Annotated in this window: 22 protein-coding genes, 1 tRNA gene and 1 pseudogene; 8 read left to right on the forward strand and 16 right to left on the reverse strand. The window is 62.4% G+C overall.

Annotation, left to right across the window (positions count from 1 at the left end):
- The 3 genes and pseudogenes from mnmA to Q0L94_RS13340 form a co-directional block, all read right to left on the reverse strand.
- Nucleotides 1-156 (reverse strand): annotated as a pseudogene (gene mnmA / locus Q0L94_RS13330) (tRNA 2-thiouridine(34) synthase MnmA); the annotation flags it as partial.
- The gene (locus Q0L94_RS13335) at nucleotides 153-602 is read right to left on the reverse strand and encodes an NUDIX hydrolase (protein WP_296753946.1); all 450 of its coding nucleotides are present in this window, start codon (nucleotides 600-602) and stop codon (nucleotides 153-155) included. The gene Q0L94_RS13335 and the pseudogene mnmA, both read right to left, overlap by 4 nt.
- On the reverse strand, nucleotides 595-1137 hold the full coding sequence (locus tag Q0L94_RS13340) for a pseudouridine synthase (protein WP_296753949.1): 543 nt from the start codon (nucleotides 1135-1137) through the stop codon (nucleotides 595-597). The genes Q0L94_RS13335 and Q0L94_RS13340 overlap by 8 nt, the downstream gene beginning before the upstream one ends.
- A 55-nt stretch (nucleotides 1138-1192) precedes the next feature.
- On the opposite strand from Q0L94_RS13340, the gene icd reads away from it, so the two are divergent.
- The gene (gene icd, locus Q0L94_RS13345) at nucleotides 1193-2434 is read left to right on the forward strand and encodes an NADP-dependent isocitrate dehydrogenase (RefSeq protein ID WP_296753950.1); all 1242 of its coding nucleotides are present in this window, start codon (nucleotides 1193-1195) and stop codon (nucleotides 2432-2434) included.
- A 56-nt stretch (nucleotides 2435-2490) separates the two neighbouring features.
- Here the strand turns inward: icd and Q0L94_RS13350 are convergent, their stop codons facing one another.
- Nucleotides 2491-2697 (reverse strand): cold-shock protein, encoded by a 207-nt coding sequence (locus Q0L94_RS13350; RefSeq protein ID WP_018078929.1) that lies wholly within the window; start codon nucleotides 2695-2697, stop codon nucleotides 2491-2493.
- Between the two features lie 289 nt (nucleotides 2698-2986).
- Here Q0L94_RS13350 and Q0L94_RS13355 point away from each other — a divergent pair, with 289 nt between their 5' ends.
- From Q0L94_RS13355 to dnaE, 4 genes are all read left to right on the forward strand, one after another.
- Nucleotides 2987-3283 carry a PsiF family protein gene (locus tag Q0L94_RS13355; protein WP_296753953.1) on the forward strand — a complete coding sequence of 99 codons (297 nt, stop codon included), beginning with the start codon at nucleotides 2987-2989 and terminating at the stop codon, nucleotides 3281-3283.
- Between the two features lie 86 nt (nucleotides 3284-3369).
- Nucleotides 3370-4515, forward strand: coding sequence for an elongation factor P maturation arginine rhamnosyltransferase EarP (gene earP / locus Q0L94_RS13360; RefSeq protein ID WP_296753955.1), 1146 nt, complete (start codon nucleotides 3370-3372; stop codon nucleotides 4513-4515).
- A gap of 42 nt (nucleotides 4516-4557) precedes the next feature.
- Complete coding sequence (efp, locus tag Q0L94_RS13365) at nucleotides 4558-5118, forward strand: elongation factor P (RefSeq protein ID WP_018078926.1); 561 nt, start codon at nucleotides 4558-4560, stop codon at nucleotides 5116-5118.
- A gap of 102 nt (nucleotides 5119-5220) precedes the next feature.
- A complete protein-coding gene (gene dnaE, locus Q0L94_RS13370) occupies nucleotides 5221-8643 on the forward strand; it encodes a DNA polymerase III subunit alpha (RefSeq protein WP_296753958.1) in 3423 nt (1140 codons plus the stop codon).
- Between the two features lie 244 nt (nucleotides 8644-8887).
- Here dnaE and Q0L94_RS13375 read toward each other — a convergent pair whose 3' ends face one another.
- The 6 genes from Q0L94_RS13375 to ispB form a co-directional block, all read right to left on the reverse strand.
- Nucleotides 8888-9157 (reverse strand): acylphosphatase, encoded by a 270-nt coding sequence (locus tag Q0L94_RS13375; RefSeq protein WP_296753960.1) that lies wholly within the window; start codon nucleotides 9155-9157, stop codon nucleotides 8888-8890.
- A gap of 6 nt (nucleotides 9158-9163) precedes the next feature.
- Complete coding sequence (gene metG / locus Q0L94_RS13380) at nucleotides 9164-11221, reverse strand: methionine--tRNA ligase (protein WP_296753962.1); 2058 nt, start codon at nucleotides 11219-11221, stop codon at nucleotides 9164-9166.
- 67 nt (nucleotides 11222-11288) lie between these two features.
- Complete coding sequence (locus Q0L94_RS13385; RefSeq protein WP_296753964.1) at nucleotides 11289-11891, reverse strand: DUF924 family protein; 603 nt, start codon at nucleotides 11889-11891, stop codon at nucleotides 11289-11291.
- 17 nt (nucleotides 11892-11908) lie between these two features.
- Nucleotides 11909-12160: a CDGSH iron-sulfur domain-containing protein gene (locus tag Q0L94_RS13390; RefSeq protein ID WP_296753965.1), complete on the reverse strand. Its 252-nt coding sequence runs from the start codon at nucleotides 12158-12160 to the stop codon at nucleotides 11909-11911.
- A 149-nt stretch (nucleotides 12161-12309) separates the two neighbouring features.
- A tRNA-Pro gene (locus Q0L94_RS13395) sits at nucleotides 12310-12386 on the reverse strand.
- Nucleotides 12387-12471: 85 nt separating this feature from the next.
- A complete protein-coding gene (gene ispB, locus Q0L94_RS13400) occupies nucleotides 12472-13440 on the reverse strand; it encodes an octaprenyl diphosphate synthase (protein WP_296753967.1) in 969 nt (322 codons plus the stop codon).
- Between the two features lie 170 nt (nucleotides 13441-13610).
- Between ispB and rplU the strand changes: the two genes are divergently transcribed.
- The 3 genes from rplU to cgtA all read left to right on the forward strand — a co-directional run bounded on the left by rplU (nucleotide 13611) and on the right by cgtA (nucleotide 15367).
- Nucleotides 13611-13922: a 50S ribosomal protein L21 gene (gene rplU / locus Q0L94_RS13405; RefSeq protein ID WP_018078920.1), complete on the forward strand. Its 312-nt coding sequence runs from the start codon at nucleotides 13611-13613 to the stop codon at nucleotides 13920-13922.
- Nucleotides 13923-13934: 12 nt separating this feature from the next.
- Nucleotides 13935-14198, forward strand: a complete 264-nt coding sequence (gene rpmA, locus Q0L94_RS13410; protein WP_296753969.1) for a 50S ribosomal protein L27 — start codon at nucleotides 13935-13937, stop codon at nucleotides 14196-14198.
- 95 nt (nucleotides 14199-14293) lie between these two features.
- Complete coding sequence (gene cgtA / locus Q0L94_RS13415; RefSeq protein WP_296753970.1) at nucleotides 14294-15367, forward strand: Obg family GTPase CgtA; 1074 nt, start codon at nucleotides 14294-14296, stop codon at nucleotides 15365-15367.
- On the opposite strand, the gene Q0L94_RS13420 is transcribed toward cgtA, so the two are convergent.
- From Q0L94_RS13420 to aprA, 6 genes are all read right to left on the reverse strand, one after another.
- Nucleotides 15364-15642: a hypothetical protein gene (locus Q0L94_RS13420; RefSeq protein WP_296753972.1), complete on the reverse strand. Its 279-nt coding sequence runs from the start codon at nucleotides 15640-15642 to the stop codon at nucleotides 15364-15366. The genes cgtA and Q0L94_RS13420 overlap by 4 nt on opposite strands.
- On the reverse strand, nucleotides 15639-17759 hold the full coding sequence (locus Q0L94_RS13425; protein ID WP_296753973.1) for a nitric oxide reductase activation protein: 2121 nt from the start codon (nucleotides 17757-17759) through the stop codon (nucleotides 15639-15641). Before Q0L94_RS13425 ends, Q0L94_RS13420 begins: the two co-directional genes overlap by 4 nt.
- Before the next feature lie 20 nt (nucleotides 17760-17779).
- On the reverse strand, nucleotides 17780-18592 hold the full coding sequence (locus Q0L94_RS13430; RefSeq protein WP_296753974.1) for a CbbQ/NirQ/NorQ/GpvN family protein: 813 nt from the start codon (nucleotides 18590-18592) through the stop codon (nucleotides 17780-17782).
- Between the two features lie 14 nt (nucleotides 18593-18606).
- The gene (locus Q0L94_RS13435; protein ID WP_296753975.1) at nucleotides 18607-19083 is read right to left on the reverse strand and encodes a DUF4124 domain-containing protein; all 477 of its coding nucleotides are present in this window, start codon (nucleotides 19081-19083) and stop codon (nucleotides 18607-18609) included.
- A gap of 5 nt (nucleotides 19084-19088) precedes the next feature.
- Complete coding sequence (locus tag Q0L94_RS13440) at nucleotides 19089-20000, reverse strand: YkgJ family cysteine cluster protein (protein WP_296753977.1); 912 nt, start codon at nucleotides 19998-20000, stop codon at nucleotides 19089-19091.
- A 177-nt stretch (nucleotides 20001-20177) separates the two neighbouring features.
- A partial coding sequence (aprA, locus tag Q0L94_RS13445; protein ID WP_296753979.1) for an adenylyl-sulfate reductase subunit alpha occupies nucleotides 20178-21737 on the reverse strand: 1560 nt, incomplete at its 5' end.

Raw genomic sequence — 21737 nt, forward strand, 5'->3', positions numbered from 1 at the left:
AAAGTCTTGTCTGGCGGTGCACTGTTCGGTGCCATCGTCGTCGTTCCAGTTCTTCATGAAGACGCCGAGCACGTCGTAGCCCTGCTGCTTCAGCAGATGGGCGGCAACGGCGGAATCGACCCCGCCGGAGAGACCGACAACGACGCGCGTGCTCATGCGTGGCTCACGAAATTGAGCGGAAAGCGCCGCCCGGCCAGGTAATCCTCGATGCAGCGCATCACCAGCTGACTGCGGTGCGGCGTGGGGTGGGATGCGAGTTCTTCCGGCGTCAGCCACAGCGCGCGCACGATGCCGTGATCGAGCGCGCGCCCGGCGTCGAAACCGACGGTTTCGCAGACATAGGCGAAACGCAGATAGGTGATGTCGCGACGCGGGTAGTAGGTGCTGTAGCAGCCCAGCAATGCAAGCGGCTCGACGTGATGTGCGGTTTCCTCCAGCGCCTCGCGGCGCACCGCATCGAGCAGGGTTTCGCCGCGTTCCCAGTGACCGGCGGGCTGGTTCAGGCGCAGGCCTTCGGCCGTGTGTTCCTCCACCAGCAGGAATGTGCCGTCGCGCTCGACGATGGCGGCAGCGACGACGTGGGGCAACCAGGTTTCAGACATGCTGTTCCATCCATTCTCCGGGCTGCAAGGCGCCCAGGGTCCATTCGCCGACGGCGGCGCGGATCAGCCGCAGCGTCGGGAAGCCGATTTTCGCTGTCATCCGGCGCACCTGGCGGTTTTTGCCTTCGCTGATCGTGAGTTCGATCCAGTTTGTCGGAACGGCCGCGCGAAAGCGGATCGGCGGGGTGCGCGGCCACAGGCCGGCAGGTTCGTCGATGAGGCGTGCCTTCGCCGGGCGGGTGACGAAATCGCCGAGGTCGACGCCGCGGCGCAGCGGCTCCAGCGCGGCATCGTCGGGAGTTCCCTCGACCTGCGCCCAGTAGGTTTTCGGCAGTTTGTGGCGCGGATCGGCGATGCGGCTCTGGAGCGCCCCGTCATCGGTTAAAATCAGCAGCCCCTCGCTGTCAGCGTCCAATCGCCCGGCCGCATACACGCCGGGCACGCTGAGGTGATCGCGCAGACCCTGCCAGCGCCCCTCGGGGGTGAACTGGCTCAGCACGCCATAGGGTTTGTTGAACAGGATCAATCGCGCCACGCTACAGATACATTCGCAAAAAAACGCCCATTTTAACGTTACCCGAGCCTTACCCATGACTTATCAGCACATCCAGATCCCCGCCAACGGTCAGAAAATCACTATCAACGCCGACAACACCCTGAGCGTGCCCGCCACGCCGATCATCCCCTTCATCGAGGGCGACGGCACCGGTGTCGACATCACCCCGGCGATGCGCCGCGTGGTCGATGCGGCAGTGGCCAAGGCCTACGGCGGCAACAGGCAGATCGCCTGGATGGAAGTGTTCGCCGGCGAGAAGGCGGTCAAGATCTACGGCGGCGACCAGTGGCTGCCGGACGAGACTGTGCAGGCGGTGAAGGACTATGTGATCTCGATCAAGGGCCCGCTCACCACACCGACCTCGGGCGGCATCCGCTCGCTCAACGTCGCGCTGCGCCAGATGCTCGACCTCTACGTATGTCTGCGCCCGGTGCGTTACTTCGCCGGCGTGCCGAGCCCAGTGAAGGCGCCGGAGAAGGTCGACATGGTGATCTTCCGCGAGAACACCGAAGACATCTACGCCGGCGTCGAGTGGGAAGCCAATTCGCCTGAAGTGAAAAAAGTGATCGAATTCCTGCAGAAGGAAATGGGCGTCAGGAAGATCCGCTTCCCCGAATCATCGGCCATTGGCATCAAGCCGGTGTCGGTCGAAGGTTCCGAGCGCCTGATCCGCAAGGCGATCCAGTACGCGATCGACAACGGCCGCAAGTCGGTGACCCTGGTGCACAAAGGCAACATCATGAAGTTCACCGAAGGCGGCTTCAAGAAATGGGGCTATGAGCTCGCCGCGCGCGAATTCGGCGCCAGGCTGATCGGCGAAGGCCCGTGGATGGAATTGCCCAACGGCATCGTGATCAAGGACGTCATCGCCGACGCCTTCCTGCAGCAGATCCTGCTGCGCCCGGACGAATACGACGTGATCGCCACGCTCAATCTCAACGGCGACTACATATCCGACGCGCTGGCGGCGGAAGTCGGCGGCATCGGCATCGCGCCGGGGGCGAACCTGTCCGACACCGTGGCGATGTTCGAGGCGACTCACGGTACCGCGCCGAAGTATGCCGGCAAGGATTACGTCAATCCGGGTTCGCTGATCCTGTCGGCCGAGATGATGCTGCGCCACCTCGGCTGGATCGAGGCGGCCGATCTGATCGTGGCCAGCATGGAAAAAGCCATTGCTGCCAAATCGGTGACCTATGATTTTGCGCGCCTGATGGAGGGCGCGACCGAGGTGAAGTGCTCGCAGTTTGCCGAGGCGATGGTGGCGAAGATGTAAGCCTGCGCAGCCAGAAAAAACCCCGCCGCGGCGGGGTTTTTTCTGGCTCGAACAACTCAGCCTTGCGGCTGGATATTGGAAGCCTGCTTGCCTTTGGGGCCCTGGCTGACTTCGAAGCTGACCTTCTGGCCTTCCTTCAGGGTCTTGAAACCATTGGACTGGATGGCGGAGAAATGTGCGAACACATCCTCGCCGCCGTCATCGGGGGTGATGAATCCAAAACCCTTGGCATCGCTGAACCATTTGACAGTACCTGTTGCCATTCAAACTTCCTCCTTGGCGTGACACGAACAACATAACCGCGATAAGCGCAATTGCACCCCGTAGGGGCATAAACACTGGCGGATGACTGGACGGCATGATTTTTTTGGCCGTCGGTCTGAATTCAAGCGCGCTACCCGGTGATGCCCTGCGGTAATGCCAAACCTGCACGGTTCTTGAAACCAAACTTTTTGCTTTTTACTACCGTGCATGAGTTTTTACAAGTGTAAAGCCGAGAAAAAACAATGGGCTCGGCTAGACTGTGGTTTCCATTCAACCAAAGGGGGAGCAATGAAAAAAACCGTCTTGATCGGCTTGGTGGTGGGCGCCATGCTGGCCACCGGTGCCTGGGCCGAAACGGCGCAGCAGACGCGGATGAAGTCGTGCAACGCCGAGGCAGGCAAACAAAGCCTTGCCGGCGATGCGCACAAGGCTTTCATGAAATCCTGTTTGTCCGGCGCAACGCAATCCGGCGAAAAGATCACCCAGCAGCAGCGCATGAAGAATTGCAACGCCGAGGCCTCCGGCAAGCAAATGAAGGGCGATGCGCGCAAGGTCTTCATGAAGTCCTGCCTGTCAGGCAAGTAAACCGATCGGACAGGCAAACTGAACGAAGGCCCGCAGCACCGGGCCTTCGTGGTTTGGGGGATGAGGGGTGCGGTAGGATGCGGGCCATGCGCGCCACCTGGGACATCTTCTGCAACGTCGTCGACAACTATGGCGACATCGGCATCGCCTGGCGGCTGGCGCGCGGGCTGGCCAGGGAGCAGGGTCTGGCAGTGCGGCTGTGGGTGGACGATCTGCATGCGTTTCAGCGCATCTGGCCGGCCATCGCGGTGGATGTGGATCGGCAAACCTGCGAGAGCGTGACGGTCTGCGCGTGGCGCATGCCGTTTGCCGCCGCCGAGCCGGCGCAGGTGGTGATCGAGGCATTCGGCTGTGCCTTGCCGGAATCCTATCTAACCGCGATGAGTCTGCAGGCTCCGCCACCGGTCTGGATCAATCTCGAATACCTGAGCGCCGAACCCTGGGTGGCGGAACACCATGGCTTGCCGTCGCCGCATCCGCGCTTGCCGTTGACCAAATATTTTTTCTTTCCCGGCTACACGGCTGGCACCGGCGGTTTGCTGGCCGAGGCGGATCTGGCCGGACGGCGTGCAGCGTTTGTACGCACCGGGACGGCCGCATTCTGGAACCAGCTTGGGTTGGGTGCGCCGCAGCCTGAGGAGTTGCGGGTGTCGCTGTTCGCTTACGAAAACCCTGCGCTTCCTGCCCTGCTCGACGCCTGGGCGGCCGACACGCGTCCCGTCACCTGCCTCGTGCCTGAAGGCCGGGTCATCCCGCAACTGACGGCGTGGCTGATGGTTTCCGGGCTGCGGGCGGGAGACGAACACCGGCGTGGCGCCTTGCGGCTGCGCATCCTGCCGTTTCTGGATCAGGACACATACGACCGCCTGTTATGGGCATGTGGCCTCAATTTTGTGCGGGGCGAGGATTCCTGCGTGCGGGCACAGTGGGCAGCGCGCCCATTGGTCTGGCAAGCCTATCCGCAGGCCGGGGCGGCGCACTGGGCCAAGCTGGATGCGCTGCTGGCGCGTTACACGGCGGGGCTGGATGCTGCGGCGGCGCGGGCGGTGGCGGATCTGTGGCAGCGCTGGAACGGCCAGCCCGATACGCCGGATATGGCGCAATGCTGGACGGCGTATCGGGCGCAGCAGAACCCGATCGAGCATCATGCACGCGCCTGGCCCGAGCGGCTCGCCTCTGCCGGACGCCTGACCGACACGCTGGTTGACTTTGTGGAAAATAAGTTAAAATAGCGAGTTTTCTAAAATTTACCAGCTATCGCAACAGGCACATCCATGAAAATCGCACAGGAACTCCGCGCCGGCAACGTCGTGATGATAGGCAAGGACCCGATGGTGGTGCAGAAAGCCGAATTCTCGAAATCCGGCCGCAACTCTTCCGTCGTCAAGATGAAACTGAAGAACCTGCTCACCGGCGCCGGCACCGAATCGGTCTACCGCGCCGACGACAAGTTCGACACCGTCACCCTCGACCGCAAGGAATGCACCTATTCCTATTTCGCCGACCCGCTGTATGTGTTCATGGACAGCGAATACAATCAGTACGAGATCGAAGCCGACAATCTGGGCGACGCACTGAACTACCTCGACGACGGCATGCCGCTGGAAGTGGTGTTTTACGACGGCAAGGCCATTTCGGTCGAAATGCCGACCACCGTCATTCGCGAAGTCGAATACACCGAGCCGGCTGTGCGCGGCGACACCTCAGGCAAGGTGATGAAGCCCGCGCGCATCAAGCCCACCGGGTTTGAACTACCGGTCGCGGCTTTCGTCGACATCGGCGACATGATCGAGATCGACACCCGCACCAACGAGTTCAAGCGCCGCGCCAACTGAGTTCCGTCACCTGTCTCTGGAAAAGGCAGCTTCGGCTGCCTTTTGTTTTTTTGCCGTTCCCCCCGGCGTTAAAATAGCAGGCTGCGTTCCCGTATCCGCCCCATGACCGATCCGCGTTTCATTCATCTTCGCCTGCATACCGAGTATTCCGTCACCGATGGCCTGGTGCGGATCGGCGAGGCGGTCGGGCGCGCGCGCGAGACGGCCATGCCTGCACTCGGGGTGAGCGATCTGTCCAACACCTTCGGCTGGGTGAAGTTCTATCGTGCCGCGCGCGCTGCCGGCATCAAGCCGGTGTTCGGCTGCGACGTGTGGGTCACGAACATGGCCGACCGTAACCGTCCATCGCGCCTGTTGCTGCTGGCGCAGCACCACGCGGGCTATCGCCGCCTGTGCGAACTGCTTGGCCGCGCCTATCAGGACAACCTCCACCGCGGCCGCGCCGAGATCGACCCGGCCTGGCTGGCCGAGGATGCCGACGGCCTGCTGGCATTGTCGGGCGGCGACGCCGGTAACGTCGCGCAGGCGATACTCGACGACAAGCCCGATGCCGCGCGTGCCGCCGCGGAAGCCTGGGCGGCGCTGTTTCCGGGACGCTATTACCTGGAACTGCAGCGTTTCGGCCAGCCGCATGCCGAACGCCTGATCGACGGTCTGCTCGACCTCGGCGCGATGCTGAACCTGCCGTCGGTGGCCACTCATCCGATCCAGTTCATCGCGCCGGACGATTTCAAGGCGCACGAGGCGCGCGTGTGCATCGCCGAAGGCATGATGCTGGGTGACCCGCGCCGTCCGCGGCCGTTTACCGCCGAGCAGTATTTCAAGACGCCGGACGAGATGGCGGAACTGTTCGCCGACCTGCCCGAGGCGCTCGCCAACAGCGTGGAAATCGCCAAGCGCTGCAACCTCACGCTGGAACTCGGCAAGAGCCGGCTGCCCGATTTCCCGACCCCCGACGGCATGGGACTCGACGACTACATGCGGCAGCGCGCCTTCGAAGGTCTGCACGAGCGCATGGCCCAGCTTTATCCCGATGAAGCCCAGCGCGCCGCCAGACTGCCGGAATACACCGAGCGGCTCGAATTCGAGCTTGGCACGATCATCCAGATGGGTTTCCCCGGCTACTTTCTCATCGTCGCCGACTTCATCAACTGGGCCAAGAACAACAACGTGCCGGTGGGGCCGGGGCGCGGCTCCGGCGCGGGTTCGCTGGTCGCCTACAGCCTGCGCATCACCGACCTCGATCCGCTCGCCTACGACCTGCTGTTCGAGCGTTTCCTCAACCCCGAGCGGGTGTCGATGCCCGACTTCGATATCGACTTCTGCCAAGATGGGCGCGATCGCGTGATCCAGTACGTGAAGGACAAGTACGGCCACGCGGCGGTGTCGCAGATCGCCACCTTCGGCACCATGGCGGCCAAGGCGGTGCTGCGCGACGTCGGCCGGGTGCTCGACCTGCCGTATCTGTTCGTCGACAAGTTCGTCAAGCTGGTCCCCAACGAACTCGGCATTTCGCTCGCCGAGGCGCGCGAGAAAGAGCCGCAGATCGATGAGCGCGCAAAGAACGAGGAGGAACTTGCCGAACTGCTGCCGCTGGCGGAAAAGCTCGAGGGCATCACCCGCAACGTCGGTATGCACGCGGGCGGGGTACTGATCGCGCCGGGCCGGCTCACCGACTTCTGCCCGCTGTATCGCGCCGAAGGTTCGGACGCCATGGTGTCGCAGTTCGACAAGGACGACGTCGAGGCGATCGGACTGGTGAAGTTCGACTTCCTCGGCCTGCGCACGCTGACCATTCTCGCCGAAGCGGTGCGCTTCGTGCAGCGCCACCCGGGGCGGGAAAGCTTCCGTCTGGAGGACCTGCCGCTCGACGATCCGGCGGTGTACAAGCTGTTTTCCGCCGGCAACACCACGGCGGTGTTCCAGTCCGAATCGCGTTCGGCCAAGGATCTGGAAAAGAAGCTGAAGGGCGACTGCTTCGAAGACATCATCGCGCTGATGGCGCTGAACCGGCCGGGGCCGCTCGGCTCCGGCATGGTCGACGATTTCATCGCGCGCAAGCAGGGCAAGCAGAAACCCGAGTATTTCCATCCCGACCTCGAGCCGGTGCTGAAGTCGACCTACGGCATCATCGTCTACCAGGAACAGGTGATGCTGGTGGCGCAGATCCTGGCGGGCTACAGCCTCGGCGCCGCCGACATGCTGCGGCGCGCCATGGGCAAGAAGAAGCCCGAGGAAATGGCGCAGCAGCGCACGATTTTCCTCGAAGGCGCGGCCAAGCGCGGAGCCGATACCAAGGTCGCCGAGCGCCTGTTCGACCTGATGGAGAAGTTCGCCGAATACGGCTTCAACAAGTCGCACTCGGCGGCCTATGCGCTGGTGGCCTACCACACCGCCTGGCTCAAGGCTTACTACCCGGCCGAATTCATGGCGGCGACAATGTCGTCGGAAATGTCCGACACCGACAAGGTGCGGGTGTTCTACGAGGACTGCCGTGCCAACGGGCTGGCGATGCTGGCGCCCGATATCAACCTGTCCGGCTATCGCTTCGAGCCGGTTTCCGCAACTGAAATCCGCTACGGCCTGGGCGCGATCAAGGGCAGCGGCGAGGCGGCAATCGGCGCCATCGTCGCCGAGCGCGAAGCCAACGGTTCCTACACGGGCCTGTTCGACCTGACGCGGCGGGTCGACAAGCGCTACCTCAACCGCCGTGTGCTCGAAGCGCTGGTGAAGGCGGGGGCGTTCGACAGACTCAACGACCACCGTGCCAGCCTGATGGCGTCCGTCGGGGCCGCGCTTGAAACCGCCGACCGCGCCGCGCGCAGCGGCGGCCAGGTCGGGCTGTTCGGCGAAGCGCTCGACGGCGGCGAAGAACTGATCGATGTGCCCGTGTGGCCGGAGCAGGAAAAGCTGCTTCAGGAAAAATCCGCACTCGGCTATTTCTTCAGCGGCCATCCCTTCACCTCGTATCTGGCCGAGGTGTCCAGCTTCGCCAAAAGGCAGCTCGACAGCCTGGAACCCTCGCGCGATCCGGTGATGCTGGCCGGTATCGCGGTCTCGCTGCGCACCCAGATGACGCGCCGCGGCAAGATGCTGATCCTGCTGCTGGACGACGCGACCGCGCAGGTCGAGGTGGTGATCTTCAACGAGCTGTACGAGCAGAACCGGCATCTGCTGAAAGACGATGCCCTACTGATCGTCGAAGGCAAGGTCAGCCGCGACGACTACTCGGGCGGGGTGCGGGTGACGGCAGAGCGGATCTACGATCTGGCGGGTGCGCGAACCCGTTTTGCACAGGGCCTGCGGCTGGCGTGCAACGGACAGTCGAGCGGCCGCAAACTGGCTGAATTGCTCGCACCCTACAAGGCGCAGGAGGGAGGGTGTCCGGTGTGGGTCGACTATTGCAATCCCGGCGCATGTTGCCGGGTGCGCCTGGGCGAGGATTGGCGGGTGCGCCTGGACGACCGGCTGCTTGAGTCACTGGAGGGCTGGCTCAAGCCCGAAGCGGTGAGCGTGGTTTACTGAATGCGGGGCGACGCGGAAACGCTGGTTGATGTTTTTTGCATTGGGGGGTTGACAGGCAATGAATTATATTAGATTATTCTAATAACGCTGAGGCCGCTGCAATAGCACTTCAGTGTTGTCTCCTCCAATCCTCCTCCTTTGGTGGATATTCAGCCCGGCTCATGAGCCGGGCATTTTTTTGCCTGTCCAGGCAAGATGGCAATCCTGGCGCCGAGCCAGGGCGTGAAATTAGTGTTAACACGCTCTAGTCGACCCGTTTCTCGAATCCGCTGAACCGGCCGTGCGCCTCATCAAGCTCGATGCGCTCAACCTGCGCCAATGGCGGGCCGCTGCGCGCCCATTGAATCAGCGCGCCGACGGCTGCGGCGCTGCCCTGAACCACGGCTTCGACCGACCCATCGGGCGCGTTGCGTACCCAGCCGGCCACATTCAGCCGTTCAGCCTCGCGCCGCATCGACTCGCGATACCACACACCCTGCACGCGGCCATGAATGCGCAGGTGCAGCGTTTTCATGATGGTTTATTTCACTTTCATGCCCGGCTGCGCGCCGCTGTCGGGCGACAGGATGAACAGGCCCGGCGCGTCGCCTTTATGCACTTCAGGGTAGGAGGCCGCCAGCACCATGCCTTCGCTCATGCCGAACTTCATCTTGCGCGGCGCGAGGTTGGCGACCATCACGGTGAGCCGCCCCACCAGCGCTTCCGGCGCATAGGCCGACTTGATGCCGGCAAACACCTGGCGGGTGCCGAGCTCGCCTAGATCGAGCGTCAGCCGCAGCAGCTTGTCGGCGCCTTCGACGTGTTCCGCGTCGGCGATTCGTGCGATGCGCAGGTCGATTTTCGCGAAGTCGTCGATGCTGATGGTGTCGACCGGCTGCGCGGCGTGCACCTGCGCTTCGGCGTGGCGCACCGGCGCGGGGGCGGGCGTGGGTTCGAGGTTCTGCTTGTTGGCGTCTACCATGGCTTCGATGGATTGGGGGTCGATACGGGTCATCAGGTGGCTGTACTGGTTGATGCGGCGGCGGATGAACAGGCTCTGGGAATCGTCCCAGGCCAGCGGTGGAATGTCGAGGAAGGCCTCGACCTGTTCCGCGAGTTTCGGCAGCACCGGTTTCAGGTACAGGGCCAGCAGGCGGAAGCAGTTGAGCGCGACGGTGCAGACCTCGTGCAGTCGATAGACGGCTTCGGGCTTCTTCGCCAGTTCCCAGGGCTTTTCGTCGGCCACGTATTGATTGGCGCGGTCGGCCAGCGCCATGATTTCGCGCAGCGCCTTGGCGTAATCGCGTGCCTCGTAATGCGCGGCGATTGAATCGGCAGCAGCCTGAAATGCGCCGATGAGCTCGATATTGGCGACGCCGTCGGCGAGCTTGCCGTCGAAGTTCTTGTGGATGAAACCGGCGGTGCGGCTGGCGATGTTGATGAACTTGCCGACCAGATCCGAATTCACCCGCGCGACGAAATCGTCGAGGTTGAGGTCGATGTCCTCCATGCTGCCGTTGAGCTTGGCCGCGTAGTAGTAGCGCAGCCATTCTGGGTTCAGCTTCTGCGCCAGATAGCTTTCCGCGGTGATGAAGGTGCCGCGCGATTTGGACATCTTCTGGCCATTGACGGTCAGAAAGCCGTGCGCATAGATCGCCGTCGGCAGGCGGTGGCCTGAATATTTCAGCATTGCCGGCCAGAACAGGGCGTGGAAATACAGGATGTCCTTGCCGATGAAATGCACCAACTCGGTCTTGGAATCGGCGCCCCACCAAGCGTCGAAGTCGAGACCGTGATCTGCGGCGTATTTGGCGAAACTCGCCATGTAGCCGACCGGCGCATCCAGCCACACGTAGAAATACTTGCCGGGCGCGCCGGGGATCTCGAAGCCGAAGTAGGGCGCGTCGCGGCTGATGTCCCAGTTGTTCAGACCCGAGGCGAACCATTCCTGCATCTTGTTGGCGGCTTCCGCCTGCAGGGTGCCCGAGGTTGTCCATTCGCGCAGGAAGGCTTCGCACGCGCCGAGTCTGAAGAAGTAATGCTCGGAATCCTTGTGCACCGGCGTCGCACCCGATACCGCTGATACCGGATTCTTCAGTTCGATCGGGCTGTAGGTGGCACCACACACTTCGCAGTTGTCGCCGTACTGGTCGGCCGCGCCGCACTTCGGGCATTCGCCCTTGATGAAGCGGTCCGGCAGGAACAGGTTTTTTACCGGGTCGTACAGTTGTGCAATCGTCTTGCTTTCGATCAGGCCGGCTTCCTTCAGGCGCAGATAGATGGTCGACGCCAGTTCGCGGTTCTCCTCGGAATGCGTCGAGTAGTAATGATCGAAGCCGATGTGGAAGCCCGCGAAATCGCGCGTGTGCTCGTCCCACACCCGGCCGATCAGCGTTTCCGGGGTGATGCCTTCCTTTTCCGCGCGCAGCATGATCGCGGTGCCATGGGTGTCGTCGGCGCACATATAGCGGCAGTCATGGCCGCGCATCTTCTGGAAACGCACCCAGATATCGGTCTGGATGTATTCGACCAGGTGGCCGAGGTGAATGCTGCCGTTGGCGTAGGGCAGGGCGGAGGTGACGAGGATTTGGCGGGACATGAACGAGCCGAATGGCAAAAAACGCCCATTTTAACGCCTGCCGACCGCTGCGCCCTTACCCCGCCCGCTAAAAACGCGAGCCTGGCTGTTTCAGGAATTCGACTTCGTCGGGCGTGGAGGGGCGGCCCAGGATCGCATTGCGATGCGGGAAACGGCCGAAGCGCGTGACGACATCGAGATGCTTGCGCGCGTAATCGAGGAAGTTGTCGAACAGCGCGCGTTCGTCCGCCGCCGCCTCGTGCGCCAGTTGCGTATACAGCAAGACGGACCGCTCCTGCATGGCAAGCGACTCGGCATGCTCCAGCGGCAGATAGAGAAACACCCGCTCGATCGGCGCCAGCTGCCGGTTCTCGCCGGATTCCAGCGCGGCAAGACTCAGTGCCAGCGATTGCGGATCGGTAGCGAAAGCCTGCGGCTGATCGCGATAAATATGGTGCGGAAACTGGTCGAGCACGATCACCAGTGCCAGCCGTCCACGCGGGGTGTCTATCCAGTGATCGAGGTGGCCTGCTGTGGCCGCGGTCAGCGTGGCGGCAAAGCGGTCGATGACCGCCTGGTCATTTTCCGGCGACTTGCCGAACCACAGTTTGCTTTGCCGTTCGGCGACCGTGGCCGCGCTGCCTGGCGCGCCGAACCAGAAAGCGAGCACATTTTCGGGGGCGTCTGTCATGGCGGGTTCAATGTGGCTCAGAACATGTCGTCGGGCAGCTCGTTGTGCGCGCCGTCGCAAAACGGCTTGTCCTTGCTGTGCTTGCAGTTGCACAGCCATACCGTCGTTTTTTCCTTGATGATGAACGGCATCGGCTCGATACCGCTGCCTTCATGCGAACCGTCGCAGAACGGCTGCGTCATCGAACGGCCGCATGAACACCACCAGTACTCGCCAGGTTCGAGTTGGAGTTCAGCGGGGTTGCGGTCGTAGACAATGGGTTCGGACATGGCGTGCTCCTGTGCAAAAAGCGCCATTCTAGCGGCATTGGGCACGTTGAAATCCGCATGGTTTTTGTGGTGATTGGCGCGGGTATGACGAAGCCGAACCGTGCACCGAGAAATGATGTCGTGTATCGACTGCCATGAAGGAGAATTCATGGTCGGGGTGAGAGGATTCGAACCTCCGACTCCTGCGTCCCGAACGCAGTACTCTACCAGGCTGAGCTACACCCCGAGGCAGATATGGCGGGCCCAGTATGAGCTGAACCCTTGCTTGAAGAACTACCGGGAAACGTTCAAGGAAACGTCTTTCAACGCGGTCAAAAACTCCGGTCAACCGCGAAAGCCGCTAATTGTAGCAAAGCTGATTTGGATTTTGAATCAGGTAATGCAGAAATTGCATCATTTGCCATCTGAACTTCCCGCTGCGCGGCTTCGCGGGTGTATTGCAGGGCGCGCGTATCCTTGATTGCAGCGAGCACGCTCTGGAATTCGGTGAGGCCGCCGTGTTCGATGGCCTGGCGGATGCTGACGGCCTGTTCCGGGGTGCCGTGCTTCATCGCGTACAGCAGCGGCAGGGTGGGCTTGCCTTCGGCGAGGTCATCGCCGATGTTCTTGCCGGTCTTGAGGAAGTCGCCGGAGTAGTCCAGTACGTCGTCGATCAGCTGGAACGCGGTGCCGAGGTGCATGCCGTAGCGCGCCAGCGCGTCCTTTTCCGCGTCGCTGCCGCCACCGATGACGGCGCCCAGCCGACTCGCGGCCTCGAACAGCTTGGCGGTCTTGTAGCGGATGACGCGCAGATAGTGCTCTTCGTCGATGTCGGGGTCGTGGCAGTTGAGCAGTTGCAGTACCTCGCCCTCGGCGATGATGTTGGTGGCCTCGGACAGAATGCGCATGACTTCCATGTTGTCGATCCCCACCATCATCTGGAAGGCGCGCGTATAGAGAAAGTCGCCGACCAGCACGCTGGCGGCGTTGCCGAACAGGGCGTTGGCGGTTTCACGACCGCGCCGCAGCTCGGATTCGTCGACCACGTCGTCGTGCAGCAGGGTGGCGGTGTGGATGAACTCGACCACCGCGGCAAGCTCGTAGTTGGCGCGCCCCGAATAATTGAAGCAGCCCGCGGATAGCAGCACCAGCGCCGGGCGCAGCCGCTTGCCGCCGCTGTTGATGATGTATTCCGAGACCTGGCGGATCAGCGCTACGTCGGAATGCAGGCTTTGGCGGATGACCTGATCGACAGCGCGCATGTCGTCGGCCAGGTAGGATTGCAGGCTCTCCAGGGACACGGTAAAGGCTTGTATAGGGAAAAGCCTGCGATGTTAGCAGTCCGGGCGCGGTTTTTCATCGCCTGCGGCCAGATAATCAGTGCGGCGGCTGTATTAAATCGTTTGACTCACTGTTTGTTCGCCGCTAGAATCTTGCGCTTTCCTGGGTTCGTATTGGTTGGAGACCCCCAATGTACGCAGTCATCAAAACCGGCGGCAAGCAATATCGCGTGAGCGCCGGTGACAAACTTAAAATTGAAAAGCTCGAAGCCGAGATCGGCAGCGAGATCACCTTTGATCAGGTGCTGATGGTGGGCGATGGCGCCGACATCAAAATGGGCGCGCCCATGCTGCGTGGCGCCACGGTGACGGCCACGGTGCTGAACCAGGCGCGCGGCGACAAGATCAAGATTTTCAAGATGCGCCGCCGCAAACATTATCGCAAAAGCCAAGGCCATCGCCAGTACTTCACCGAAGTGCAAATCGGCGGCATCACCGCATAAGGAGCACACGACATGGCACACAAGAAAGCAGGCGGCAGTTCACGTAACGGCCGCGATTCGGAGTCGAAACGTCTGGGCGTGAAGCGCTACGGCGGCGAACTGGTTCTGGCGGGCAACATCATCGTGCGTCAGCGCGGCACCCAGTTCCATCCCGGCGACAACGTCGGCATCGGCAAGGACCACACCCTGTTCGCCAAGGCGGACGGCACGGTCAAGTTCGAGATCAAGGGCGCAGCCCGCCGCCGTATGGTTCGCATCGAGCCGGTTGCGGCTTGAGTTGATTTGAGCCGAGTCCGATTCGGCCGCCAAAAAGCCCTGTCCGCCGGATGGGGCTTTTTTGTTTGTGCCGGGTTAATCAGGTTTACGCCAATATGAAATTCATTGACGAAGCGAAAATTCAGGTGCTGGCCGGCAAGGGCGGCGACGGCAGTGCATCGTTTCGCCGCGAGAAATACATTCCCAAGGGCGGGCCGGATGGTGGCGACGGGGGGCGCGGCGGCAGCGTGTTCGCGGTGGCTGACTGCAACATCAATACCCTGGTCGAATTTCGCTTCAAGCGTACTTTCAAGGCGCAAAATGGCGAAGGCGGACGCGGCGCCCAATGCTACGGCAAGGGCGGTGAAGACCTGACCATCCGGGTGCCGGTAGGCACGGTGTTCACCGACATCAATAGTGGTGAAGTCGTGGCCGATCTGGCCGAGAACGGGCAAAAGGTTTGCCTGGCAAAAGGAGGCAAGGGCGGCCTGGGCAACCTGCATTTCAAGTCGAGTATCAACCGCGCGCCGCGTCAGCACACCTTGGGCGAGCCAGGCGAGGAATGGGAACTGGCGCTTGAACTGAAGGTGCTGGCCGACGTCGGCCTCCTGGGCATGCCCAACGCGGGCAAGTCGACCTTCATCCGCGCGGTGTCGGCGGCACGCCCCAAGGTGGCCGATTACCCCTTCACCACGCTGGCGCCCAATCTGGGCGTGGTACGGGTGGACAGTGAACGCAGCTTCGTCATTGCCGATATCCCGGGACTGATCGAAGGCGCGGCGGAAGGCGCCGGGCTGGGGCATCAGTTCCTGCGGCATTTGCAGCGCACCCGTTTGTTGCTTCACCTGGTCGATATCTCGCCGCGCTGGGAGGCCGGCGACCCGGTGCGCGAGGCGCGCGCCATCGTCGAGGAGCTGCGCAAATACGATCAGCAGCTTTACGACAAGCCGCGCTGGCTGGTGCTGAACAAGCTCGATATGGTGGATGAGGCCGAACGCGAGGCCGTGGTGGCGAAGTTCGTGGCGGACTACGGCTGGGAAGGGCCGGTGTTCGCGATCTCAGCGCTGGATGGCACCGGTTGCAGCGCGCTGAGCTATGCGATCATGGATTATCTGGGCACGCAGTCGAGACCGCTCGAGGATGAGCCTGCGGCTGACGCGTCGGCCGCGGATTTGCCGGCTGTCGATTAAACGGCCGGGGATTCGGTGGAAGACGGCGCGTCGCCGCCGACCCGTTTCCAGTCGTTTTCGACCAGCGCAACCTGATACTTGGCCCAACGGGCGAATTCCGCCGGGCTGCAATGACCTTTCTTGCGCCGGCAGGTGCCGGCGATTCCCCTGAAGCGAACCACCGCCTCGCCGGTCTTGGCGTCGGCGGCGATTTCGGCCAGCTGGCGCACGCCCCAGGTGCGGCCGTAGGCGCCGTTGCTGTAGAAATACCCTATCTTGAGTTCGTCCAGGCTCATGTCGTGATGCGTCGGTAAATGTCGGTGACCTTGATGGGCAATTGTCGCACGTCATCCAGAATGATGTAACGCGCTGGGCCGTACATGTGGGGCAGATAGTCGCGCGCGTCGCGGTCGAGCGTGATGCAGAAGGGGTGAATGCCGGTGCGGCTGGCTTCGAGCAGCGCCATGCGCGTGTCCTCGATGCCGTACTGGCCACGATAGACGTCGAAATAATCGTCCGGGCGGCCGTCCGACAGTGTCATCAGCACCCGGGTGCGGGCCTCGACCTGATTCAGCAGCCGGGTCATGTGGCGCAATGCGAAGCCCATGCGGGTGTATTCCTGCGGGCGGATGCCGGAGATGCGCGCCTTCACCTCGTCGCCATAACGTTCGTCGAAAGTCTTGATGCGGAACAGCTCGCAGCGTTTGCGCGTGGTGCCGGAAAAACCATAAATCGCGTAGCGGTCGCCCAACAGTTCCAGTGCCTCGCACAGCAGGATCAGCGCCTCGCGCTCGGCCTCGTTGATCCAGCCCTTGGTGGAGCCGCTCATGTCGACCAGAAAGGCCACTGCGATGTTGCGCTCGGCGCGGTGCAGGCGCACGAACAGGCGGTCGCTCATTTCGCGACCGTCTTTCGCATCGGCGAGCGCTTCGATCAGCGCGTCGAGGTCGATTTCGTCGCCCTGGGGCTGCCGCTTGTCGAGGCGGTTCTCGTCGCGCAGCGCTTCGAATTTTCTGCGCAGGTGCTTGACCACGCCAGCGTATTTTTCGAGCGTGTCGCGATAGAAGCTGTCGTGCGCCGGGGTGACGGTTTTTTCACGCATCACGCACCAGTTCTTGCGGTAATGCTGACGACCGTGATCCCACTCGGGATACAGCTCGGCGCCTTTTTCATGATAGGTGCCGTGCCATACGGCATCAGGGTCCTCGGGCTGGTCGAACACGCGGTTCGGGTCGTATTCGCCATCGCCTGCCGGGGTGAGGTATTCCGGAGGGATCTCGCCGAAGTCGAGATAGACCGAGGTAAGCAGCTGTCTGACATCGTCGGGCGGCGCCAGCGGTGCGCCGTCGAGGGTGATCTCGAAATCGAGTCGGCCGTTTTCGTCGCGCGGTTCGGCATCCAGCGCAGGCGGCGTTTCGGGCGCTGCCTGCGGGCCGGTTTGCGCAGCCGTGTGTTCTTCCAGCAGCTCGGCCAGCCTGATGCGCAGGCGCGCCTTCTCTTTGTCCAGCCGGGCGGCACGGGCGGCGGCAATCGCCTCCGGACGCAGGCTGCCCTGATCGCTCCATTGCGGGCATTCGGCTTCGCCGTAGGCGGCGTCGAGCAGGACCAGGCTGTCGTCCAGCGTGGACTGGCCGGAGCCCAGGGCAGCCTCGAAACGGCGCCAGCCTGGCGGCAGTTCAGGGTCGAGCTGCGCGCGCAGGCGCTGCATCTGGCGGTGCAGGCCGGGCAGCTCTCGCGCGATGCGAGCGGTGAGCCGCAGTGTTTCCAGCGCGTGAAGACGGGCGAGCGCGCGTTCCGGGTCGGCATAGCGGGCCGCGACGCCCGCATAGTCGATGCGCAGGGTGCCGAAGCGGGTTTGCGCCCACAGCAGTGCGACGGTGATCTTGGCGAGCTGGAAGTTATCGTCCAGATTCGGCAATGCGGCGATCAATGGCGGCAGCACGATGCGCTCGCCGTCGGTCCAGGCTGCATCGCCTTCCTCGATGCGCAGCCGTCGTCCGGAAAGGCCGCAGACGAAATTGCCGAGCACCGGCGCGATTTCGTCGAACAGCGCGCCGGCGGCGTCGTTCCGGTGCTGCGCCGCATCGAAGCTGTCGACTTGCTCCATCACCCGCAGCGCGGTCTGCAGGCCGGTACGGTCGTAGACGTCGCAGGCGTGCACCGCCCAGGCCTCCAGCAGGCGCCGCTCCATGCGCGGCAGCAGCGCCGGTGCACGGCGGCCGAACTGCCAGGCGAGCGTGATGTGGGTGGAGGCGATGCGGCGGATCCAGCCGAGGATGAAGTCCTGCTCGTCGCGTGCCAGCGGTTCGAGTTCGGCGGCGAGTTGCTCGACCTTGAAGTAGGTGAACTCGGTTTCCAGCCAGACGTGGAGGCTGGACTCCATGTCTGCGGCGGAAAGCGGCGGCTGTGCCATGTCGGATGGCCTGCTTCAGCTCAGAAAATCGACGAGGAGAGTTCCTGGATCGCCTTCAGCATGTCGGCGTCGTCGGTGACCGCCTGCGCGACCGCAGATTTGCATGCCGTCACCGGGCTGATGCCGTCGGCGATCAGCTTGCCGGCGTGCACCAGCAGCCGCGTCGAAGCGCCTTCCTCCAGCCCGCTGCCCTTGAGGTTGCGCGTCATCTGCGCGAAGCGCACCAGATTGTCGGCGACCGCTTCGGTCACGCCGGATTCGGTAGCGACGATGCGGCGTTCGAGCGCGGCCGATGGATAGTCGAATTCCAGCGCGATGAAGCGCTGGCGGGTTGACTGCTTCAGATCCTTCAGCACGCTCTGATAGCCGGGATTGTAGGAAATGGCCAGGCAGAACTCGGGCGGCGCCTCGACGATCTGGCCGAGTTTTTCCATCGGCAGGGTGCGGCGATCGTCGGCCAGCGGATGGATCACCACCATGGTGTCTTTGCGCGCCTCGACGATTTCATCCAGATAGCAGATGCCGCCGCAGCGAACCGCGCGGGTGAGCGGACCGTCGACCCATACGGTTTCGCCGCCCTTGACCAGATAGCGGCCGACCAGGTCGGACGCGGTGAGGTCGTCATGGCACGATACCGTGATCAGCGGCCTTTTGAGGCGCCACGCCATGTGTTCCATGAAGCGCGTCTTGCCGCAGCCGGTGGGGCCTTTCAGCAAGACCGGGATATGTTGCCGGTAGGCGGCCTCGAAAAGCCGGATTTCATCGCCGACGGCTTCATAGTAGGGCTCTTTTTCGATCAGACGATGGGTGGGGTCGAGGGTACGTGCGTTCATTGGCGAAAGTTTTTTCAGAAGCAGCCGGATTGCTGTTTCTTGCGTTCGAGTTCTTTGACTTCCGCGTTCCAGGCGTCCATCTGTTCCTGGGTGTAGCCTTTACGGCGTGCCGCATCCATTTTGTCGAACACCCGCCCGAGTTTGTCGGCCAGTGTGTCGCACTGCCGCGCCGAGGCAGGTTTGCCGGTGGCATTTCCCTTCAGGGTCCGCCGGGTTTCAAGGCGAATGGAGGCGGGCTCAGCGTCGCGATTCGCCGCTTTGGAGGCGGCAGGGGGGGCGGGCATGGGCGATGCTGGTTGCGCGCGCACCGGGTCGGGCAGCGGTGCAGGGTCGATTTCCACTTTGCGCGCTTCCCGCGCGTTGCGGCAGGGCAGGTTGGAATAGGTCACCTTGCCCTGCGCGTCGATACATTTGTTGAGCGTGGGCTGCGCCGATGCGCCTGCGGGGAACAGGGCCGGCAACGCGAGCAGGACCAGTGCAAGCACACGCATGAGGATCAGTGCTCGCCCGAATACTTGTCGTCTTCGAGCGCCATCTTTTGCTGGAATTCGGCTTCTTTCGCCTGCTCGGTCAGGGCGCGCTTGCGCGCCAGACGTTTTTCGTACGCCCCCGGGTGCTGCTCGACAAATTCCTCGCCGAATAGCGCGTGGCGCAGGAAGTTCATGCCAAAGTCGAGCAGGGCCTCGTCGTCGGCGATCAGGGTGGCCATGATCTCGACTGGAATGTTGTAGGTATCGTTGAAGCTCGGACTCATGACAAAGGCACGGAAACGGTCGACGTCGTAGCTCGCCATGAAGAAGAGCTGGTTGGAAACCGGGGTCGGCTTGCCGATCGCGGGGCCGGCCGATTTGCGCTTGACCACCAGCTGACGCCACGCGTGCCCTTTCTGGTCGTACTCGTCGACGCCCTGTTCGTGGCGGTATTCCTCGATGGTCTGGACCTTGTCCTCGAAGTGGCCAAGGCAGTGAGGCTCCTTCACCAGCGCGTAGGCGCTGCGGTCAACGTACTCGTCCGAACGGCGCATGGTCAACAGCGCCACCGGGTAATAGCGGCAGGCGGTGGGACGGTCTTCGTAGACGCCGCAGCCTTCGGGCGTCATGAACTGGCAGGCGGTACCGCCCTCGACCGGATTCAGCTTGATGCCTGGCATGCCGTCCTTGTCCATCTCGAACGGTACCGAGTACTGCTTGAGGAATTCGCCCGACGACATATCCAGGCGTTTTTTCAGACGCAGCACGTCGTAGGGCGTCAAAGGAATGTCGATGTTGCTGCAGCAGGCATTCCAGCACTTGACGTTGCGATGGCAGCGGAATTGCAGCCTGGCGTTTTCCGCCAGCATGGCGGGTTTGACCGGGTTGCCCGCGAAAGGGGAATCATCGATCAAGTCTTTAAATTCGGCTTCGTTCATTTTGCGACCTCTCGGGGCACGGCCCCTCACTTCAAAAACATCAACATATAGCCGGGAATGCGTAGGGTACGCGCTTTCGGCTGGATGCTGAACAACCTTGATTGTCTTGCTGTTATTGCTGCCGGAAAAAAACCGGGCGCCCAGAAGGCGCCCGGAGTTTACTGCGTCACCGATGGATTAGTGGGCAGCGGGCTTGAACAGCTTGGACTTGTCGACCAGATCCACGTGGGCACGCTTGAAGCAGTTCCACTGTTTGGAGTTCTTGTCGTAGACCGAGTTCACGAAGCAATGCCAGTTTTCCTCATCGACAAAGTTCTTGTCCATGCGGTAGTAGAAGCCGGGGTAACGGCTTTCTTCGCGGAACTGGATGTGCTTCATGTGGGCTTCGGCCGTCAGGATGCGATGGTAGTTTTCCCACGCACGCAGCAGTTCGTGCAGGTCCTTCGCACGCATTTTTTCTGCATCTTCCTTCAGCATGTTCAGCTTTTCTTCCGCCACACCCAGCATGTTGGCGTTGGTCGTGTAGTAGGTCGCGACACCGGCAACATACTCGTCCATGATCTTCTGCAGACGGAACTGCAGCATCTTGGGCGTGATGTAGTTGGGGTTGACGTCGATCGCCGTGGTGTAGTCCTTGTGCTCAAGGAAGGTGCGCACCGGCTTGTAGATGTCTTCCACCAGCTGCTCGACGGAGGTGTCGAGTTCGGGTTTCCAGTCCTTGTTGTCGATGCAGAACTTGACCATGGACTTGGCGCACATGCGGCCTTCGGCGTGGGAGCCGGAGGAGAACTTGTGGCCGGACGCGCCCACGCCGTCGCCGGCGGTGAACAGACCCTTGACCGTGGTCATCGAGCGGTAGCCCCAGTTCCAGCCCTTGGGCAGGTGAGCCGGGATCTTGCCCGCATCGGCGTGGGCTTCGTCGGTCGGTGCGCCGATATCGGTCGGGCCCGACACCCAGATGCCGCAGCAGCCGGAGTGGCTGCCGAGCAGGTAGGGCTCGGTCGGCATCAGTTCGGAGTTTTTCTTCTCCGGCTCGATGTTTTCGCCCACCCAGATACCGCACTGGCCGACACACATGTCGAGGAAGTCTTCCCAGGCTTCGGCTTCGAGGTGCTTCACTTCGCGCGGGGTCAGAGTCTCGCGCAGCTTGGCGAGAGCGGTCACGGTGTCCATGTAGATGGGGCCGCGGCCTTCCTTCATTTCCTTCAGCATCAGGTGGTTACGCAGGCACGAAGCCGGCACGGCAGCCTGACCGTAGGGGGGGTAGTCGTTCAGCAGTTCCTTATTCTTCTGCATGTAGACTTCGCCGTAGGCGTTGACGGCCTGGGCCTTGAACAGCAGGAACCAGGCGCCGACCGGGCCGTAGCCATCCTTGAAGCGAGCGGGCACGAAGCGGTTTTCCATCATGGTCAGCTCGGCGCCGGCTTCGGCAGCCATGGCATAGGTCGAACCGGCGTTCCATACCGGGTACCAGGCACGGCCAGTACCTTCACCGACGGAGCGCGGACGGAAAATGTTCACGCAGCCACCGGCGGCCAGCAGGATCGCCTTGGCCTTGTAGACGACGACCTTATGGTCGCGGGTCGAGAAGCCGACGGCACCGGCGATGCGGTTGGGGTCGTTCTTGTCGTTGACCAGCTTGACGATGAAGATGCGCTCTTCGATGCGATCCATGCCGAGCGCCTTCTTGGTCGCTTCGGCCACGATCCATTTGTAGGATTCGCCGTTGATCATGAT

The sequence above is a fragment of the Thiobacillus sp. genome (assembly GCF_024708915.1).

Excerpts from the sequence above, each read along its gene's own strand:
- Q0L94_RS13435 (WP_296753975.1), bottom strand. The coding sequence starts at position 19,083 with ATGCGTGTGCTTGCACTGGTCCTGCTCGCGTTGCCGGCCCTGTTCCCC.
- Q0L94_RS13420 (WP_296753972.1), bottom strand. The coding sequence starts at position 15,642 with ATGAGCCTGGACGAACTCAAGATAGGGTATTTCTACAGCAACGGCGCC.
- Q0L94_RS13425 (WP_296753973.1), bottom strand. The coding sequence starts at position 17,759 with ATGGCACAGCCGCCGCTTTCCGCCGCAGACATGGAGTCCAGCCTCCAC.
- metG (WP_296753962.1), bottom strand. The coding sequence starts at position 11,221 with ATGTCCCGCCAAATCCTCGTCACCTCCGCCCTGCCCTACGCCAACGGC.
- rpmA (WP_296753969.1), top strand. The coding sequence starts at position 13,935 with ATGGCACACAAGAAAGCAGGCGGCAGTTCACGTAACGGCCGCGATTCG.
- Q0L94_RS13355 (WP_296753953.1), top strand. The coding sequence starts at position 2,987 with ATGAAAAAAACCGTCTTGATCGGCTTGGTGGTGGGCGCCATGCTGGCC.
- Q0L94_RS13335 (WP_296753946.1), bottom strand. The coding sequence starts at position 602 with ATGTCTGAAACCTGGTTGCCCCACGTCGTCGCTGCCGCCATCGTCGAG.
- Q0L94_RS13390 (WP_296753965.1), bottom strand. The coding sequence starts at position 12,160 with ATGTCCGAACCCATTGTCTACGACCGCAACCCCGCTGAACTCCAACTC.
- Q0L94_RS13385 (WP_296753964.1), bottom strand. The coding sequence starts at position 11,891 with ATGACAGACGCCCCCGAAAATGTGCTCGCTTTCTGGTTCGGCGCGCCA.
- efp (WP_018078926.1), top strand. The coding sequence starts at position 4,558 with ATGAAAATCGCACAGGAACTCCGCGCCGGCAACGTCGTGATGATAGGC.
- icd (WP_296753950.1), top strand. The coding sequence starts at position 1,193 with ATGACTTATCAGCACATCCAGATCCCCGCCAACGGTCAGAAAATCACT.
- cgtA (WP_296753970.1), top strand. The coding sequence starts at position 14,294 with ATGAAATTCATTGACGAAGCGAAAATTCAGGTGCTGGCCGGCAAGGGC.
- Q0L94_RS13350 (WP_018078929.1), bottom strand. The coding sequence starts at position 2,697 with ATGGCAACAGGTACTGTCAAATGGTTCAGCGATGCCAAGGGTTTTGGA.
- dnaE (WP_296753958.1), top strand. The coding sequence starts at position 5,221 with ATGACCGATCCGCGTTTCATTCATCTTCGCCTGCATACCGAGTATTCC.
- earP (WP_296753955.1), top strand. The coding sequence starts at position 3,370 with ATGCGCGCCACCTGGGACATCTTCTGCAACGTCGTCGACAACTATGGC.
- Q0L94_RS13375 (WP_296753960.1), bottom strand. The coding sequence starts at position 9,157 with ATGAAAACGCTGCACCTGCGCATTCATGGCCGCGTGCAGGGTGTGTGG.
- Q0L94_RS13430 (WP_296753974.1), bottom strand. The coding sequence starts at position 18,592 with ATGAACGCACGTACCCTCGACCCCACCCATCGTCTGATCGAAAAAGAG.
- rplU (WP_018078920.1), top strand. The coding sequence starts at position 13,611 with ATGTACGCAGTCATCAAAACCGGCGGCAAGCAATATCGCGTGAGCGCC.
- Q0L94_RS13440 (WP_296753977.1), bottom strand. The coding sequence starts at position 20,000 with ATGAACGAAGCCGAATTTAAAGACTTGATCGATGATTCCCCTTTCGCG.